This is a genomic window from Hafnia paralvei ATCC 29927, from assembly GCF_001655005.1.
Taxonomy (GTDB): domain Bacteria; phylum Pseudomonadota; class Gammaproteobacteria; order Enterobacterales; family Enterobacteriaceae; genus Hafnia; species Hafnia paralvei.
Map to the genome: position 1 here is coordinate 1 of NZ_LXET01000044.1, position 18,023 is coordinate 18,023.

The 18,023-nt window shown below is 47.0% G+C and carries 16 protein-coding genes and 1 pseudogene; 7 read left to right on the forward strand and 10 right to left on the reverse strand.

Translation table 11 applies throughout. The annotated features are described in order from the left end of the window. Window positions 1-124: 124 nt before the first annotated feature. The 6 genes and pseudogenes from cheW to flhD all read right to left on the reverse strand — a co-directional run bounded on the left by cheW (window position 125) and on the right by flhD (window position 5,756). Window positions 125-619, reverse strand: a complete 495-nt coding sequence (gene cheW, locus M988_RS11830) for a chemotaxis protein CheW (protein ID WP_008813167.1) — start codon at window positions 617-619, stop codon at window positions 125-127. An 80-nt stretch (window positions 620-699) separates the two neighbouring features. Continuing rightward, on the reverse strand, window positions 700-2,754 hold the full coding sequence (cheA, locus tag M988_RS11835) for a chemotaxis protein CheA (RefSeq protein WP_095661492.1): 2,055 nt from the start codon (window positions 2,752-2,754) through the stop codon (window positions 700-702). A gap of 161 nt (window positions 2,755-2,915) precedes the next feature. Then, a pseudogene (gene motB / locus M988_RS11840) lies at window positions 2,916-3,747 on the reverse strand (flagellar motor protein MotB); the annotation flags it as partial. Beyond that, window positions 3,744-4,637 carry a flagellar motor stator protein MotA gene (gene motA / locus M988_RS11845; protein ID WP_008813165.1) on the reverse strand — a complete coding sequence of 298 codons (894 nt, stop codon included), beginning with the start codon at window positions 4,635-4,637 and terminating at the stop codon, window positions 3,744-3,746. The gene motA and the pseudogene motB, both read right to left, overlap by 4 nt. A gap of 184 nt (window positions 4,638-4,821) precedes the next feature. After that, window positions 4,822-5,403, reverse strand: a complete 582-nt coding sequence (gene flhC / locus M988_RS11850; RefSeq protein WP_004091434.1) for a flagellar transcriptional regulator FlhC — start codon at window positions 5,401-5,403, stop codon at window positions 4,822-4,824. Between the two features lie 2 nt (window positions 5,404-5,405). Then, complete coding sequence (gene flhD, locus M988_RS11855) at window positions 5,406-5,756, reverse strand: flagellar transcriptional regulator FlhD (protein WP_004091432.1); 351 nt, start codon at window positions 5,754-5,756, stop codon at window positions 5,406-5,408. Window positions 5,757-6,832: 1,076 nt separating this feature from the next. Here flhD and M988_RS11860 point away from each other — a divergent pair. The 4 genes from M988_RS11860 to M988_RS11875 all read left to right on the forward strand — a co-directional run bounded on the left by M988_RS11860 (window position 6,833) and on the right by M988_RS11875 (window position 8,858). Then, window positions 6,833-7,252 carry a universal stress protein gene (locus tag M988_RS11860; RefSeq protein WP_008813164.1) on the forward strand — a complete coding sequence of 140 codons (420 nt, stop codon included), beginning with the start codon at window positions 6,833-6,835 and terminating at the stop codon, window positions 7,250-7,252. Window positions 7,253-7,394: 142 nt separating this feature from the next. Beyond that, the gene (locus M988_RS11865; RefSeq protein ID WP_008813163.1) at window positions 7,395-7,625 is read left to right on the forward strand and encodes a (4Fe-4S)-binding protein; all 231 of its coding nucleotides are present in this window, start codon (window positions 7,395-7,397) and stop codon (window positions 7,623-7,625) included. A 10-nt stretch (window positions 7,626-7,635) separates the two neighbouring features. Further along, complete coding sequence (locus M988_RS11870; protein ID WP_008813162.1) at window positions 7,636-7,908, forward strand: GNAT family N-acetyltransferase; 273 nt, start codon at window positions 7,636-7,638, stop codon at window positions 7,906-7,908. 44 nt (window positions 7,909-7,952) lie between these two features. Continuing rightward, complete coding sequence (locus M988_RS11875) at window positions 7,953-8,858, forward strand: alpha/beta hydrolase (RefSeq protein WP_064574273.1); 906 nt, start codon at window positions 7,953-7,955, stop codon at window positions 8,856-8,858. 53 nt (window positions 8,859-8,911) lie between these two features. Here M988_RS11875 and M988_RS11880 read toward each other — a convergent pair whose 3' ends face one another. Next, window positions 8,912-9,412 (reverse strand): DUF2501 domain-containing protein, encoded by a 501-nt coding sequence (locus tag M988_RS11880; protein WP_008813160.1) that lies wholly within the window; start codon window positions 9,410-9,412, stop codon window positions 8,912-8,914. A 374-nt stretch (window positions 9,413-9,786) separates the two neighbouring features. Between M988_RS11880 and ftsI the strand changes: the two genes are divergently transcribed. Both ftsI and M988_RS11895 read left to right on the forward strand, forming a co-directional pair. Continuing rightward, window positions 9,787-11,559 carry a peptidoglycan glycosyltransferase FtsI gene (gene ftsI, locus M988_RS11885; protein ID WP_064574275.1) on the forward strand — a complete coding sequence of 591 codons (1,773 nt, stop codon included), beginning with the start codon at window positions 9,787-9,789 and terminating at the stop codon, window positions 11,557-11,559. Window positions 11,560-11,923: 364 nt separating this feature from the next. Beyond that, on the forward strand, window positions 11,924-13,531 hold the full coding sequence (locus M988_RS11895) for a phosphoethanolamine transferase (RefSeq protein ID WP_064574279.1): 1,608 nt from the start codon (window positions 11,924-11,926) through the stop codon (window positions 13,529-13,531). A 135-nt stretch (window positions 13,532-13,666) separates the two neighbouring features. Here the strand turns inward: M988_RS11895 and M988_RS11900 are convergent, their stop codons facing one another. Together M988_RS11900 and M988_RS11905 are read right to left on the reverse strand one after the other, a co-directional pair. Beyond that, window positions 13,667-14,371, reverse strand: coding sequence for a DUF2461 domain-containing protein (locus M988_RS11900; protein WP_008813157.1), 705 nt, complete (start codon window positions 14,369-14,371; stop codon window positions 13,667-13,669). Between the two features lie 75 nt (window positions 14,372-14,446). Continuing rightward, on the reverse strand, window positions 14,447-15,016 hold the full coding sequence (locus tag M988_RS11905) for a hydrolase (RefSeq protein WP_064574286.1): 570 nt from the start codon (window positions 15,014-15,016) through the stop codon (window positions 14,447-14,449). 279 nt (window positions 15,017-15,295) lie between these two features. On the opposite strand from M988_RS11905, the gene M988_RS11910 reads away from it, so the two are divergent. Then, window positions 15,296-16,480, forward strand: a complete 1,185-nt coding sequence (locus tag M988_RS11910) for a multidrug efflux MFS transporter (RefSeq protein WP_064574288.1) — start codon at window positions 15,296-15,298, stop codon at window positions 16,478-16,480. A 68-nt stretch (window positions 16,481-16,548) separates the two neighbouring features. Here the strand turns inward: M988_RS11910 and brnQ are convergent, their stop codons facing one another. Next, entirely contained in the window at window positions 16,549-17,838 is a 1,290-nt protein-coding gene (gene brnQ / locus M988_RS11915; RefSeq protein ID WP_064574289.1) for a branched-chain amino acid transport system II carrier protein, read from the reverse strand. Window positions 17,839-18,023 lie beyond the last annotated feature (185 nt).

The following is an 18,023-nucleotide window of genomic DNA, read 5'->3' on the forward strand; positions in this document are numbered from 1 at the left end:
GACTCGGACGCCTGCACAGAGTGCATGCAGGTTTCGGTGCATTAGGCGTACGAAACCTTAACTGCTCTCATGTAGACTTCGGCGCTAAACCTTAACTGATCAGTGCACACCATCTGCACTCAGCTTATGCCGTCATTCCCTCCACCAACTCCATCTCTTCACTACTCAACAGCTTCTCGATATCGACCAAGATCAGCATGCGCTCACCAAGCGATCCTAATCCGGTTAAATATTCCGTGGATAGCGTGACAGCAAACTCCGGCGCTGGGCGAATCTGTTCGTTAGTTAACGACAGGACATCCGATACGCCGTCAACCACAATCCCGACAACTCGCTGGCTGAAATTAAGCACAATGACAACGGTATTATCGTTGTACGTCACATTTTCCTGAGAGAACTTCACTCGCAGATCGATGATAGGCACAATGACGCCACGCAGATTGGTCACACCCTTGATAAAAGCCGGTGTATTGGCAATACGTGTGACCTGATCGTAGCCACGGATCTCTTGTACTTTTAAGATATCAATGCCGTACTCTTCATCTCCGAGGGTGAAAACCAGAAACTCCTGTCCTACAGTTTCTCCCGCCAGTTTGGTTACAGAAGCCAGTCCTGTCATGTTAGTTCACCTTTACAAATTAGGGTATTTAACCGCCAGCAGTCGCCTGCTGGCTAAAATAGATAACGATTCGGTTCACGCTATGCAGCGGAAACCGCGGAACGTTTTTCACGATTAATGCTCTGTAGCGCGGCAACGTCGACGATCAGCGCAACGCTTCCATCGCCCAGAATCGTCGCCGCAGAAATCCCCGGCACTTTTCGGTAGTTGGTTTCCAAGTTCTTCACCACAACCTGATGCTGACCAATCAGCTGATCAACCAGCAATGCATAGCGGCGCCCTGCACTTTGCAAGATCACCACAATGCCCTGCATCGCATCAGTTTTTGCGCCTTCAACGTCAAACACGCTATACAGTTCCACCAGCGGTAAATATTCACCGCGAACCTGTAGCACACGCTCGCCACCCGCCAGCGGATAAAGATCTTCTTCACGCGGTTGCAGAGATTCCATCACGGCGTTAAGCGGCAAAATAAAGACTTCGTTATTCACCTTGACCGACATGCCGTCGAGGATCGCCAGCGTTAGCGGTAACACGATACGGATCGTGGTGCCTTTTCCGCTCCGCGACTGGATCTCAACGTGGCCGCCCATTTCCTGAATATTTCGTTTCACGACGTCCATACCCACGCCGCGCCCAGAAACATCAGTAACCTGTTCTGCCGTGGAGAAACCTGGTGCGAAAATCAGCAACCCGACTTCATCATCGGTCATGGTGTCGCTGACCGCCATTCCCTGCGAACGCGCCTTAGCTAAAATACGTTCACGGTTTAAACCAGCACCGTCATCGATCACTTCGATGTAGATATTTCCGCCCTGATGCTCTGCCGATAACGTGAGATTCCCCACTGGACTTTTGCCTGCCGCAACACGTACCTCAGGAGTTTCAATGCCATGGTCGAGGCTATTGCGCACCAGATGGGTTAACGGATCGATAATGCGTTCGATCAAGCTCTTATCCAGTTCGGTCGAGCTACCTAGCAACGTAATTTCCACCTGCTTGTTAAGCTTGCCAGCCAGATCGCGTACCTGACGAGGAAAACGGCTAAAGACGTACTCCATTGGCATCATGCGAATCGACATGACGGACTCTTGCAGGTCGCGCGCGTTACGCTCCAATTGTCCCAGGCTGTTGAGTAAATCACCGTGATCGACCGGGTCTAGCATATCCGAGCGCTGTGCCAGCATAGACTGGGTAATAACCAATTCACCAACTAAATTAATGAGCTGATCGACCTTCTCAACCGCTACGCGAATACTGGTGCTTTCCGTTGCTTTTGCCGTACGTTTGGGGGCTTCGGTACGTGGCGTTGCCGGCTCCTGAACCAGTTTTAGTTCTGGCGTCGTCGCTGTTTTAGGCTGGGCCTCAGCTGTTGGCGCAGCCGGTTGCGAAACCGTGTTTTCTGCCTTTTCAGGCAGTGTATGATTGAACGCGATTTGCTCAGGTTCTAATACAAAGCAGAGCACCGCTGCTATGTCATCTTCGCTGGCCGTGGTTTCTAGCACAGCGTCTAAGCCATGAGCCGTTTCGGTATGTTCACGTACCGTCCCTAAATTGCCGAGCTCTTCTAGCATCAGAGCGACTTCTTGCGGTTTTAGTCCACACAGCGAGAGAGATATGCAGCCATCGGGTAACGTCGACGCTTGAGCACCGTCGTTGTTGGTATTCTGATCGGCATCTGCGTTTTCTTCGGTAACGGCTTTAAGATGCGGGTTTTCCGCAGTGGCAGATCCACTCACGTCTTGAGCTTCTAATGCTAACTGCCTTAATGCCTGACAGATATATTCAAAACTGGCGTGATCGGGATCCTGCGCGGATTTATAGGCATCGAGCTGGTCCTGCATAATATCTTTGGTTTCCAGAAACAGGTTGATGATATCGGTGCTCAGGCGCATTTCATGGCGGCGCGCACCGTCGAGTAGGTTTTCCAGCAAATGCGTGGTTTCTTGCAATATATTGAAACCAAAGGTTCCGGCACCGCCTTTAATGGAGTGCGCGGCACGGAAAATCGCGTTAAGTTGTTCTATATCTGGCTCTTCTGGGTCCAGCTCCAGTAGGTGCTGCTCCATATCTGCCAGCAGTTCATCGGCTTCATCAAAGAACGTTTGATAAAACGCAGTAATATCCATGCTCACAGGTCACCTCTTTTCGGTCGGTGTTGTCGTAATAATATGGTCATTCATCGGCGCCAGCGGGCTGGTCTGTACCGGTGACGCCTGTGGCGCAAGATTTACCGCGCCTCCTTCGCTCCACTGCTTCATCGCTGCAGGATTGGAAAAATCCATCTCCTGACTTTCTGAATTCTCATGCTCAATGTTATGTTGCGCACTTTTGTTCAATACCAAAATGCTGATTCGACGGTTAATTGCGGCGTCGCTGGTTTGCGATTTCAGGCTCATGGTGTCTGCCATACCGACCACGCGCAGAATTTTTCCTTCCGCTAAGCCGCCCGCAATGAGTTCTCGACGCGAGGCATTGGCGCGATCGGCTGAAAGTTCCCAGTTACTGTATCCGCGCTCACCGCTGGCATAAGGCAAATCATCGGTATGGCCAGAAAGACTAATCTTGTTCGGTACGTCATTCAGAATCGGCGCTATCGCACGCAAGATATCGCGCATATAGGGTTCTACTCTGGCACTACCGTTTTCAAACATCGGTCGGTTTTGGCTATCGATGATCTGGATGCGTAACCCTTCATCCATCATGTTAATCAGCAGATGCGGCTGTAACGCTTTGAGCCTTGGGTCGGTCAGAATGAGTTGGTCAATCTGCTTACGCAGTTTCTTAAGCCTTTCGCTATCCGCTTTAGTGGCAGGATCGGGCATTGATTTAGCCACCTCACCCTCTTTTTGCATCATGTCGTCGCCGCCACCGGGAATGGGGCTGGTGCTGGCGCTGGAACGATCGCCGTGAGTCAACGCGACTGCCAACGGTGTACGGAAATACTCAGCAATCTTGGTTAACTCCTGCGGGCTGGCTATCGCCAGCAGCCACATCACTAAAAAGAAGGCCATCATCGCCGTCATAAAATCGGCGTAAGCGATTTTCCATGAGCCACCGTGGTGCCCCCCTTTTTTCGAGGGTTTACGCTTCTTAACCAGAATTATCGGGCGGTTGCCATTCTTCATACTTCCTCTTCCACCGCCGACTGCTGCGCCGCAGGTGATTTCACCTGACGCACATGTTCTTCAAGCTCCATAAATGACGGACGCTCGGTGGAATACAGCGTTTTGCGACCAAACTCGACCGCAATCTGTGGAGCATAGCCATGTAAACTCGATAACAGCGTAGTTTTGATGCACTGCATCATTTTGACGGTTTCGGCACAGTTTTGGCGCATCAGAGAAGCCAACGGCGAAACAAACCCATAGGCCAACAGGATCCCGAGGAAAGTCCCAACCATGGCATGCGCAATCAGCGCACCCAGCTCCGCAGCTGGTCGGTCGGCCGACGCAAGCGCATGCACAACGCCCATCACTGCGGCCACGATACCAAACGCGGGCAAGGAGTCGCCGACCATCGCCAGACTGTCAGCAGGCCCTTCCGCCTCGCTCTCGAAAGTTTCGATCTCTTCATCCATCAGGGCTTCAATTTCAAACGCATTCATGTTGCCGCTCACCATCAATCTCATGTAGTCCGTGATGAACTCAATGAGGATCTTATCGGCCAGAATCCGTGGATAATTAGAGAAAAGTTCACTTTCTTGCGGATTTTCGATATCGCGCTCAAGCGTGAGCATCCCCTGCTGGCGCGCCTTAGCGAGCAACAGATACATCAACCCCATCACGTCCATATAAAGCGCTTTGTTATATTTAGCACTGCGCCCCAGCTTGGGTAGCGTACGGAGTGTCGCTTTGATGGCTTTACCGTTGTTCCCAACGATGAAAGCGCCAATACCAGCACCGGCAATAATCAGAAGTTCAGCAGGCTGATACAGAGCACCAAGATGCCCCCCCACGATCACATAACCGCCAAGAACGGCGATTGTTACAACGGCATAACCCAATAGAATAAGCACGCGAATTCCTTAATGCTCAAAATGGAAATTGGGTGTAACGCGCTGTCCGGGAGGACGGAGAAGGAGAATTCAGAGGCCGTCGGATGACGGCTCGAAAGGAAGATAACCGGTGGGTTGACCTGATAACATCGTTTAAAGCCACACCACCGATCGCCAACCTATAAGACTGATTGCCTCAATCAGGTTACACCACGCGTTTCTCTTGCTCATTGAGCAATTGTGGGAACATATCGGCAAGATTGTCAGAAAGTTTACGTTTTTTTATCGCTCGTGATGGCGGTTGGCACAAACTGCATACAAATGAGCTTAATGGCTGATGTGCATGGGCAATAAATGAACCCCCACAGCAAGAGCATGGAGCAGACTCCAACATCCCGCTGTCAACAAAGCGAACCAACGTCCACGCTCGTGTCAGAGCCAGAACAGGCTGCTCACCTGGAGGCACCGGACACTGTTCAAGATACAGTTTGTACGCGCGGATAACCGCCTCCACGCCACGGCATGATTGACTTTTTATCATGAAGGCATAGACGTTGTAGAACATTGATGAATGAATGTTCTGTTCCCACGTCATAAACCAGTCCGTCGAAAACGGTAACATGCCTTTTGGCGGAGGACTACCTCTCAGCTCTTTATAGAGCCGAATAAGACGGCCACGGCTCAATTGCGTTTCACTTTCTAACATCTGGAGGCGAGCCCCCAGAGAGATAAGTTCCATCGCCAGTTGAATATCGCGGGCTTCCTGAATAATGCTTTTTTCGCTCATTATCAGACTCTTTTGTGAGGGGGGCAGGTATCAGTTGGCGAAAGTTGTTTCAACAAATGGCTGGAAAGCATAATCCCAGTGTGAATCTGCTGGAGATCGTCAACGCGAGACTCTTGCGTTAGTTTTTGAATCGTTTCGTGATCGCTGAAACGAAACTGGCACACCAACTGGTTGGTTTCTGCCAATTTGACCATTTGTGGCAGGGTCAAAAGAGCCAATGAGTCAGCCATTTCATTGTTAATCCCCAACCGGAACATCGCTGAGGCCTTCTCTTCGTGAATTAAGCGTTGCGCTAATAACAAATATGACAAATTGATGTCATAAATATGCTTGAGTATTTCAGAGGTACTCATTATCTCCCCCTGTTAAATTTTTGTTCGCCAACATAATGAAATGCACCAATTACCCATAACGCGCCAAAGTGCGAAAAGTAATGGTGCCTGATAACTATCTGCTCAAATGAAAGCCTAACCTCACCGAGGCCCCCCAAAAAACTCAAGGGACTCAACCGTAATTACGCTGGAAGTTGTATCTTAGACGTACAATTTTTCAGACTACCGGTTCAAAGGACATTCATAAAAAAATAAGAATATTCCTGATTCGTGGCAACTCTACCCCCGATTAAGAGATATATACAACGAGCGCCTCAGATTAATTTGAGAAAAACGTGATGCGCATCACAAAAAATCAGTAAATAAATATTACTAATCACTTAATAGTTCATTAATCGGTCAAAAAGTATGAGCCACTTTAGGACATGCTAAGCAATTGAATCTCAAACATATCATTCACAATAATCATATAAAAAATACGGATATTTCGAGTTAAAAATTCTCAAAAAGCAAATTAAAAGCTTAAAACGCTACATATATAGCTTTACTGAGTATTTAGACCTAACAACGGAGTAGCCATATAGATTCTATAAATAACCCTTGTAAATTATGTTGCTGCTAGTGGTGAATTTTAGGGTTATTTAGGCCGTTAAATCGAAACATCATTTTATAAATTTTTAGCTTACCTTGAGAAAGATGCTGAACAAATGTGAATAACGTGAAATCCGTCACTGTGTAAACGGTTTCAACCGATAGATGAAACCAAAATAATACCATTCATTTTATTTTCTCCCTCCGTGCCTTACTGACCTATTTCCCTTCATGCTTATTCCTTATTCGTATTGGCTTATTCTTTTTTGCACATTAAATCCCCCCTAATATCCCCATAGGTACCAGACTATTCACGCTACACATAAAGAGTTATTTCACGTTCTCCCCCCTATTTCGTTTAGAAATTAGCCATACGCTTATCGAAGTGGGTTCTTAGATATAAGTGCTATTTGTCCAGAAGCAAAAACTGATTGTGATTTTCACCACAGCTAATCTGTGGTCTATTCTTTAAAATGTTTTTATTGTCATAGGGAATGGGGGCAGAGATGAGCTACAGGAGAGTACTCGTTGCCGTTGCGCAGGCACCGGACAGCATCAAGTTAGTTGAAAAGGCTATCGCTATTGTTCGCCCGTATCAGGGCTCAATCACACTACTGACCTTATGTAACGAAGCCGATCTTACTGCTAGCTTTGCAGGCTCCATGCTCGGTTCGCTACGTGAACTGATTCATGAAGAAGCTAACTTGTTTTTAGAGGAGCTACGTCAACAGGCAGATTATCCCATTAGTCGTACCATTGTCTGCAATGGAGAACTGGCTGATGGTGTGATCTACGCGTGCAAAGAAGATCCCGTTGATTTAGTGATATGCGGTAACCACTGTGAAGGTTTCTTGAAAAGAATATTGAATTCAGCAACCCATATTATTGATAAAACACACACTGACGTTTTAATTGTACCGTTATAAGGTCAATTCCTAATTTAGGCCCTATACAATGACGTTGATGCCTCTCACGACGTTTTTTGGTTAGTCTAGTACTTATGTTCTATAACCATAATTACGTCAGTACTTGTCAACTGACCAACAACAATGCCGTAGGAGAATCACGATGGATCAAGAACTACTTGATGCTGGCTACCGCCAGTACCACGGCAAAGACATTGATGTTTATTTCAATCTGAGCATCTGTCAGCATTCCGGCAACTGTGTGCGAGGAAATAGCCATCTTTTCAAATTAGATCGCCAACCGTGGATTATGCCTGATAGCGTCGACGTGAACACCGTCATGAGCGTTATCAACACCTGCCCAAGCGGCGCGCTTAAATATCATCAAAAATAGGGAGTCTGCGGTGGAAATCCTAGAAGGTGACAACAATTTTTATATCAATGACGCTCAAGGTAACTTGATCGCTGAAGTCGTATTTGTGCTAACAGGTGAGCATCTTGCCATCATCGATCACACGGATGTCGACGAGACGCTCAAAGGTCAAGGCGTGGGTAAGCGACTAGTGGCTAAAGTCGTGGAGAAAATGCGCAGGGAAAATCGCAAAATCATCCCGTTATGTCCATTTGCTAAACATGAGTTTGATACCACACCAGAATATCAGGATGTGCGAGCCTAAATAGCTCTCAATATCTTTATGAGTTTGTTTGAAAGGGAATTCAGATGCGCAGTCTAAAAAGCCATCTCTTCAAGTTTGTGATTAAGCGCCATTTTGCACAAGCCGACCTCAGTGACGTTGCTACCGTGCGTAAACAAATGGATGAATTGGGTGAGCGCATGCCGCTGGCCAATGGTGTACGCCTGAGCAGCGTGGAACTCTCCGGTATCTACGCAGAATGGCTGACACCTGAGAATGCGTGTGCTGATGCTGTCATTCTTTACTTACACGGCGGCGCTTATCACATGGGTTCATGCTCAAGCCACCGTTCTATGGCCTCTTTTATTGCCGATGCAGCAAAAATTCCGCTGCTTCTGATTGATTACCGCTTGGCTCCCGAATCCCCTTATCCCGCCGCGCTAGACGATGCAGAAACCGTTTATCGCTGGCTTTGCGTGCAACCTAACATCAATACTAAGCGTATTTTTCTCATGGGTGACTCTGCTGGCGGGGGTTTAGCACTTGCATTAGCTTTGCGGATTAAATCAATTTCCACGCTCCCTCGCCCCGCGGCTATCGCAGTACTCAGCCCGTGGGTCGATCTCACTATGAGTGGCGAATCGGTCAAGACTCGATTAAAGCGCGATCCGTTTTTCGCTCCTCACATTCAACAGGCCTCTCATTGTGTAAACGCTTACTGTGGATCAACGCCGCTCACTAATCCTGATGTTTCCCCCTTATTTGGTCAATTAGAGGGGTTACCACCGTTATTGATTCAGGTTGGCAGTGAGGAAATCCTTTTCAGCGATGCACAACGATTGGCAGAAAAAGCACAAAAGTCAGGGAGTGAAGTTCTATTTTCTTACTGGCAAGGAATGTGGCACGTTTGGCAATATCTAGTGCCACGCATGAAAGAATCGCGTATGGCCATCGCTGAGGTGGGTAACTTCTGTCGTCGCTATTTGAAATAAATGAGAGAGGAATGGCCTAAAAATGCCACTCCTCAAGAATATAAACGCTGAATTTAGACGATTTTTTTCGCCTGATCTAAAACCATACCGCACACTTTAGTTTTGATCTTCGCTTTCATATCGCTCGTCATTGAACCTAAATTGTTCAGATTGACGTCATCTTTACCTTGCAGGTCTAAAATACCGTTGAGACCATTTTGGTAAGATTGGCTTTCTGTCTGTGTGCCGAGTTTGTTCAGCAAAGCATCTTTAACAGACTCCACTTTCTGATTACCCGCAGCCAGCACATTATTTTGTACACAATAGCTGAGTACGCCACCAATATTCGCGCTGCTCGTTGACTGGAGTGTTTGAGCATTTCCACCCATGAGCGATCCTAAGGCTCCGGTCAGTAGTGATGAACTGTTCGCACCTGATGTGCTAGCCGTGTTGGATGAAAGCTGTTCACTTGCACTCTTTAACGATCCCATGAGATCGGCGTGCGCAGTCGCCATTCCAATAATACCGGTGAGAATAATGGCTACTCGGCTTAACGGCTTCAATTTTTGATTCATATTTAACCTCATACGCTTAGTGCACGGATAATATGATTGCAAAATAAAGATATCAATAAATGTTTGGCATGTTTCCATCATTAAAGAATAATCTGCATCAATAGCTCATAAACAATACTGCACGCCAGATTTTTCCCATTCCCACTTTTCACTCGCGGGTGGAGAGAGCATGATACTGTTGGCTCTAGCGGCATCATTGGCTTGAGAGAGATTCGTTTTTAATCGCTTTATTTTTATTTGTTTCATTTATTTCAATGATAATTGAAGTGCGAACAAATGTTTCATAAGCCAACCTTTCTTCTCACTCTCTTTTATAGTTAGCGGATTCCAGCACTCCACTCTATTGATATAGAATTTTTCCTATTGGCTGAATTATGCGTAAAAGAAGTCCATTGAATCCGCGTGGCAATTATTTTCAGGGGCGTTTTGTTCTAATTTGCTTGGGTATTGTCGTTTTTCTAGCCCTACTTCTTGGTCGAGTTGGTTACTTGCAGTTAATGAATCACCCTCAGTTAGAGCGTGAGGCCGATCAGCGTTCACTACGTTCATTGGTGACTCAACCTTTACGTGGAACGATTACCGATCGCGAAGGGCAACCTTTAGCGGTCAGCGTGGCGTCAAATGATGTTATTGCCGATCCTATCCATGTCTTAGAACGCGATCCTAACCTAACCAGTGAGCAATGGTCATATCTCAGCACGGCGCTTTCACAGCCAGAAAGTGATATCAAGGCAAAGATACTCGATAACGCGCATCGCCACTTTATCTATCTTGGCCGCCAGGTTGAATCAGGTATTGCGGAATATGTTAACAAGCTTCATATATATGGAATATCCACGCCGTCTGACTCCAGCCGTTATTATCCGATGAGCGATGCAGCCTCTAATCTTATCGGTATCGTTGGATTAGATCAGCAAGGCTTAGACGGTATAGAGAGTGGTTTTAACAACCTTTTGCAAGGGAAACCTGGGCATCGCGTTTATCGTAAAGATCGTTATGGCAACGTGGTTAGCCTTATGGAAGACGATCCGGCACAGCAAGCCCCTACGCTCAGCCTCAGCATCGACCGTTACCTGCAATACGCGCTTTACTCACACCTACGCGAAGGCGTTTTGCTGAATAAAGCCGATTCCGGCGCGGCAGTGTTGGTGGATGTTAATACCGGTGAAATTTTAGGGATGGCGAGTTATCCCTCTTATAATCCGAATAATTACCAAGGCGTGCCGCAAAAGGATATGCGCAACGTGGCGATATCCGATAGTTTCGAGCCAGGTTCAACGGTTAAACCCTTGGTGGTGATGGCTGGATTGGCACGCCATCTGATTCGTCCTGATTCCGTTATCGATACGACGCCATATCCCGTCAACGGGCATTTGATCAAGGACGTTGGGCACTGGTCGCGCCTCACGATTACCGGTATCTTGCAAAAATCGAGTGACATCGGAGTATCACACATTGCACTGGCTATGCCTTCTGACGTGCTCGTGAATCTCTATCATAGCTTTGGGCTAGGTGTTTCCACCGGACTTGGGATTGGAGGAGAAAGTAGCGGTTATTTTCCACTGCATCGCGAACGCTGGTCTGATATTGAACGCGCTACATTCTCTTTCGGCTATGGTTTGCGTGTCACTCCTCTACAAATGGCGCGTGAATACGCCACTATCGGCTCCTTTGGTATTTTCCGTCCAGTTTCAATTACCAAAGTCACACCTCCTGTTCTGGGAACGCGAGTGATGGATGAGAACATCGTTCGCACCGTAGTCCATATGATGGAAAGTGATGCTTTACCGGGTGGCAGCGGCGTGACTGCAGCTGTGCCAGGCTACCGTTTAGCCATAAAAACCGGTACTGCAGAAAAAATGGGGGACAGCGGAAAGTATGACGGCGGCTACGTGAACTACACCGCGGGCGTCGCTCCAGCGAGCGATCCGCGCGTTGCACTGGTTGTAATGGTAAACCATCCAAACGCAGGAAAGCACTTCGGCGGCTCGGTGGCTGGGCCAATATTTGGTCAAATCATGGGAGATGTTTTACGCCATATGAATATCCCACCTGATGCATTAACCGACCAACAGTCGATTAATTTAAATAACCAAATGTTGTCACATAACGCACAAGGAATTAACACCCAACATAAGGGCGCTTAACGCGGCTATCACCAAATGATATCGAGCTACTCGGTATCATTTGGTTGACACTTTCAATCGCGGTTTTTTCTTCTGTTAATCCCCTGAGTCCTTAAACTTTTCGCTATAATGCGTAGCCAAATTTTGGCAATGCGCTGTTGTCTTAAATTTGCATCCTAAATCACACCGCAGCCCCGCTGTTTCTGTTGCTATTCAATCTCGCTCAGCATATCTTCTTGCAGCTTTGCTCGGGATTTTGAAACCGGTAAAGACAGTACAATGGAAACACCTTCACAACATACCAAAGGCAGCGATGAGTCTGTAGGTGAGTGAAGATGGATCCCGCGGTTAATTTTGGTGCACTGCACCCTTTCAGATAATAAAAATGAACTTAACATCAAATCCTTTCGAGCCAGAGAATAAGACTCGCGAATTACTAACCCCTTATACACTGCTCTATTTTGTTTTAGCTGCTCTGATTAACCTGGGGCTCGGTTACGAATTTAGCGTGGTCTATGCTATCGGATTAGGCTGCTTTTTCTTGCTATTGGGCAGTTACCTCCCCCGCATTCAAAAAGTGGTGCTGTTTATTTGTATACTTACTGCCGCGTTTTACTACCCGTTTGGTCGCGTGTTTGGACCGCCGAACTTCAATTCCATTTTGTCTCTATACTCGACGAACCCAGAAGAAGCGGGCGAAATGATGCAGATATTCCCTTACTGGGACTATCTGATTGCGGTATTTATTTTCATTTTAGGTATTTTTATCCTACGCAGAAAAACGCCGCAAATACGCCGCTGGACGATGGCTAAATCGCTTTTCCTATTTTCTTTCATTGGTGCGTTGTTACTGGCACCGGTGACTAATCTGAGAGCCGGCGGTGAATTTAAACTTAGCGACACAGGTTACCCCGTCGTGCGTTTTGTTGAAGATGTGACCAATGGTAAGAAAGAAGTCGATGCCGAAATGGCGCGGATGAAAGAATTATCCTCCGTGCCTGATACTTGGCACGTAGAAGATGTAAAAGCGAAGCGGCAGGTGTACGTGCTGGTTATCGGTGAAAGCGCACGTCGCGATGCTCACGGCAGCTTTGGCGGCAAGTGGAACAATACGCCGTTCGAAAGCCAAGTCATTGGTACTTTCTTCAATGATTACATTTCAGCCGCTCCATCGACTCAAAAATCATTGGGACAAACGTTGAATCTGGTTCGCGACGGTAAGCCTGAATACCAAAACAGCATCATTACACTGGCTAAAAAAGCCGGTTTTCACACCTATTGGTTTTCCAATCAAGGACAAATTGGACGCTATGATACCGTAGTCGCCAGCGTTGCTAAGCGTGCTGACGATGTACGTTTCCTGAAAAAAGGCGATTTTGAAGATGGCAAAGCGACCTCCGACTTCGACCTCCTACGTTTTACTGAGGATGCGCTTCAGGCTCAGACTGACGGACCTAAATTAGTGGTCTATCACTTAATTGGTTCTCATCCAAAAGCCTGTGACCGCACCGGCGGGCGCTACGATACTTTCGTTCATTCAAAAGAGACCTCTTGCTACCTATACAGCATCACGCAAACCGACAGTTTCCTGAGCCAGCTTTATAACCAGCTCAAAGGCAGCGGACAGAACTTCTCGATGATCTATTTCTCCGATCATGGACTGGCGTTTCACGAAAAAGGCACCAGCAATGAATTTTTGTCACACGATGATAAATATCAGCAGAACTATCAGGTTCCGCTAATGATACTGTCCTCCGATGACACTCGCCGTAGAGTGATCAAAGCACGTCGCTCGGCTGAGGATTTCTTGCATCTATTCTCGGAGTGGACGGGCATTAAAAGTCAGGAGTTAGTGGCGAAGTATCCATTTATCTCAAACCAAAAGCACCCTTCACCTACGGTGATGAACTTTGCATTAAAGCAAGTCGCCTACAGCTCTCTGGGGAACGATCCTTTCACCCCCAAGGCGACGAAGGCAACCATGCCTAAATAACCGTTCGCCCAAGAGCCGCGATATATCCCGTAACGCCGATCGCGTTACGGGATTTTTTATGCTGAAAATCACTACGGTATATTCTTGTCTAGAACCGTTCATTTAATAAATGCTCGAATGGCGTTAGTCGCCTGTCTAGAGATCCTCTAATGGCACCTGTTTTAGCATCTCAACCTTCATGAGAAACTGGTATAGCGGAGCGAGTTGGGTAAATCTCTTCGCGAGCATCTCTGGCAACGTAGATGAAAAAAGCTGTTCTACCTGATGGTCTGTCACCATCACGGCAAAGGTTTTGCGGTTATACCAATTCGCGATGGCAGGATCCTGCTCCTTCACCAATGGGCGCTTATACATATCCCCCACCAGCTCAAAAGGCTTTTTACAACAGGCTGTTGCCGCCGCAAACTCCTCCGGCTGACGCAGCGCCAGATGACGGAAACGATCCATCGTACCTTTGGATGCAGAGTAATAGCCAAGCCCGTAGCGCAGCGTATCTGGGCTGATTTCAAAGAAGAACACTGGAGCATCGGTCCACTCTTTGGAATGACGTTTGAATGTAAGCCACATCTGGCTGCGATAGCGCGACTTATCATGGGAGAAACGCGTGTCGCGATGGATACGCGATAACGTTTTACCAATAGCAGGACGCGTTTCAAACTGAGGATCAATCTTCAGCATTGGCGTCGCAAGCTCATCCACTAAGGCGCGAAACGGCGTCAAAACATGTTGGTTGTAAACCGAACGATGCTCTTCAAACCACTCTTTACTATTTTCTACCCGCACCTGCTGCAAAAAATTAAGCCCTTGCTGAGTAAAACCGCTAAATTTTGTCTCTTTCACTCTCTGCTCCCTGCTGATATTTCCGCAAACTAAGCTACCGCGGAAATGAACACAAATAATATTTCATCGTAGCGCTTATCGCAGCGCAGCAATAATTTTCTCGCTGTCTGAAACACGAGAGATGCGAGGAAAAATATACTTAAAGCTATGCTGATGCTGAATATCATCAAACGCACTACAAGCATCTTCTGCAATCACTACCGCATAGCCATGTTCCCAAGCATTGCGTGCCGTGGATTCCACACCGATATTCGTTGAGATCCCTGCTAAAACGATATTACGGATGCCGCGGCGACGCAGTTGGAGATCCAGATCGGTGCCATAGAATGCTCCCCACTGATGTTTAATCACTTCAATATCTTCCGGCTGTACATTCAGTGCTTCAGGAAAATCCCACCAATTCTCAGGCAGCGCATGCGCTGGCGCGGGGGCATCTACCGGTTGCTTTAGCGCCTCTTCAAAAGACGCTGACCAGCCTACGCGAACTAAAATGACCGGCGCATTACGTTGACGAAAATGTTCAGCGATACGCGCCGATCTTGCTACAACATCAGCTGCCAAGTGCGGGCCGCCAGCAAAAGGTAGAATGCCTTCCTGTAAGTCAATAAGCACCAGCGCGGTTTCAGCAGCATTCAATGTCAACATACAAACTCCCATTATCATTTTAGTTTTCAATCGAACATCACATCCAAATTGACGTGATATATGAGGTTAGTTTAGGCGCTAGACAAAACTGAAAATGTAAATAAACCTTCTTTCATGGCGAGAAACTGTTAGCAAATGTGATAAAGATTCGTCAATTCAATGCATTGAAAACAAAACGCCATTTCTTTTTACTTTTTTTAAGTAACAAAACTGCCGCTCCGAGTGATATTATCACATAGAAAATCCGCAATCTGGCTCTCCCCTTGCCGTCGAGACATCATGGAATCTTGGAAAGTAAACCTCATCTCGGTATGGTTTGGCTGCTTTTTTACAGGCTTAGCGATGAGCCAAATCTTGCCTTTCTTGCCGCTGTACGTAGAACAACTCGGCGTACATAACCATGAATCACTAAGCTTATGGTCTGGTTTAGTTTTCAGTGCCACTTTTATGGTATCAGCCCTTGTGGCTCCCCTATGGGGAAGTTTAGCCGACCGTAAGGGTCGTAAGCTGATGTTACTGCGCGCCTCTCTGGGTATGGGGGTGGTTATTGCACTTCAAGGTATGGCCACTAACGTCTGGCAACTGTTTGCTCTACGTGCACTGATGGGTTTGACCTCCGGCTATATCCCCAATGCTATGGCACTTGTCGCCTCACAGGTTCCGCGTGAAAAAAGCGGCTGGGCGCTTGGTACGCTTTCAACAGGACAAATCTGTGGAGTGATTGCAGGACCATTGCTCGGAGGATTGATGGCGGATCATCTTGGCCTGCGCACGGTATTTTTCTCTACCGCGGCCATGATGTTTGTCAGTTTCTTCGTGACGCTATTTTTAATCAAAGAACGACGCATTACGGTCAAAAAAGAAGATCAGTTAACAGGCAAAGAAGTCTTTCGCTCCCTCCCGTATCCCACAATAATTATCGCGCTGTTTGTCACGACATTGATGATTCAGTTGGCAAATGCATCGATCAGCCCAATTTTGACGCTGTTTATTCGGCAATTAGCCTCTGACACCAGCAATATTGCGTTTGTTAGTGGAATGATCGCCGCTGTTCCCGGCTTAGCCGCACTGGTATCAGCCCCTCGATTAGGAGGCTTAGGCGACCGGATCGGCACTGGAAGGATCCTAGTCGCTGCCCTTGGATTTACCGTTGTGCTTTTCGGCTTGATGGCATGGGTGACTTCGCCGCTACAGCTTGGCATTTTACGCTTTATGCTCGGCTTTGCCGATGGGGCACTGATGCCGGCAGTACAGACGTTGCTTTTGAAATATTCCAGCGATCGCGTTACGGGCCGCATATTTGGTTATAACCAATCTTTCATGTATTTAGGCAATGTGATTGGCCCGATGCTGGGATCGAGTGTTTCGGCAGTACTGGGATTTCGTTGGGTATTTATTTTTACCGCGGCGCTGGTGCTTATCAACATGCTACAAATTCGGCATGCCTTTAAGAAAATCCGCTAAGACGATTTATCGCTAAAACAGTATCGATAACAAACGCCATGAAAGACGCTTGTTATCTCGACAAACGTTTAGCTTGTCACTCGTTGAGACGGTGTCACTTTACGACATATTGCGCTAAGTACAAATACCACTAGAGTAGGCACAATCCACCCCATTCCTTCTTTATAAAACGGTAAATGTTGTACCAACAAAGGGATATCATCCACAGGTACCACGCTTTGCATAATACCCACCACAAAAGCCACCAGTGTTGCAGGCATACAGAGCATGACCGAATTGTTGCCACCTTTGGCTAACGCGCCGTAAATTACCAGCACAATAAACGGAGGGTATACCGATGTTAATGCCGGTAAAGAAAAACGGATAATCTCCGTCAGCCCAAGATTCGACAGCAGCATGGATACCGCTGCCAGAATTACAACAAACATTTTGTAGGACTTTCCGGTTATCTGATTAAAATACGATGCACAAGCGCTAGTCAGTCCAATTGCAGTCACCAGACAGGCGATAGTGATGACAAAGGCTAAAAATACGCTGCCTTTAAAGCCAAAACCGTTGACGATATAGGCATGCAAGACATCAGCACCATTTGTCGCTGTGCGCGCTAACGGTAAACTGTAGGCACCAAGATAGAAAAGGCTGATGTAGACATAAATGAGCCCCACAGCAGCAATCAGCCCAGTAATCACCATATAACGAGTAATATTCTGTGCGCGATCTACGCCCCGAGATTTAATCGCGTTAACGATAATAATGCTAAATACCAGCGCGGCGAGCGTATCCATCGTCAGATAACCGTTGATCATTCCACTAGAAAATGGTGTTTCTACATATTCAGGGAAAGTAGAAAGCTCATTTCCCGCTGGTCGCCAAAAAGCATATAACCCCAGAAGCCCCAGCGAAACTATTTTAAGCGGGGACAAAAACTTCCCAACAATATCAATGAGTTTTAGTGGATTAAGCGAACAGATTATCACCGCGATGAAGAACACTAGGCTAAATATGCTCAAGGGCACCTGCCCAGAAAAAAGCGGATTAATACCAATTTCATAGGAAACCGTTGCCGTACGCGGCGTACCAAATAAAGGTCCTAGTGCAAGATAGCAAATAAGCGATAATAACAGGCCGAAATATTTTCCTGCGGGTTTCGTTAATTCAACTAACGAGCCATTTTTGCGCGCCATCGCGATAAGCGCGAGAACAGGCAGACCAACGCCGGTGATCAAAAATCCCGCAGCCGCATACCACAAGTTCTCCCCAGCTCTAAGACCAATAAAAGGTGGGAAAATAATATTCCCTGCGCCAACAAACAACGCAAATGTCATAAAACCTAATGTGATAATTTCTCTAATGTTCATATACAAAAGCCGCTTCGTGTCTGGTGTTTTCAGAGCAAAACTTTACCGATCACGCTGTTTGCGCACTCATCTAAAGTATTCACAAATTATGTCAATCGTTGCTTTGATTGAACTCGGCATACTGTCGAAGTACGACAGGCGCCGAAAGGCTTAATTTATCACATTTAATTATACTAAAGCGTCTG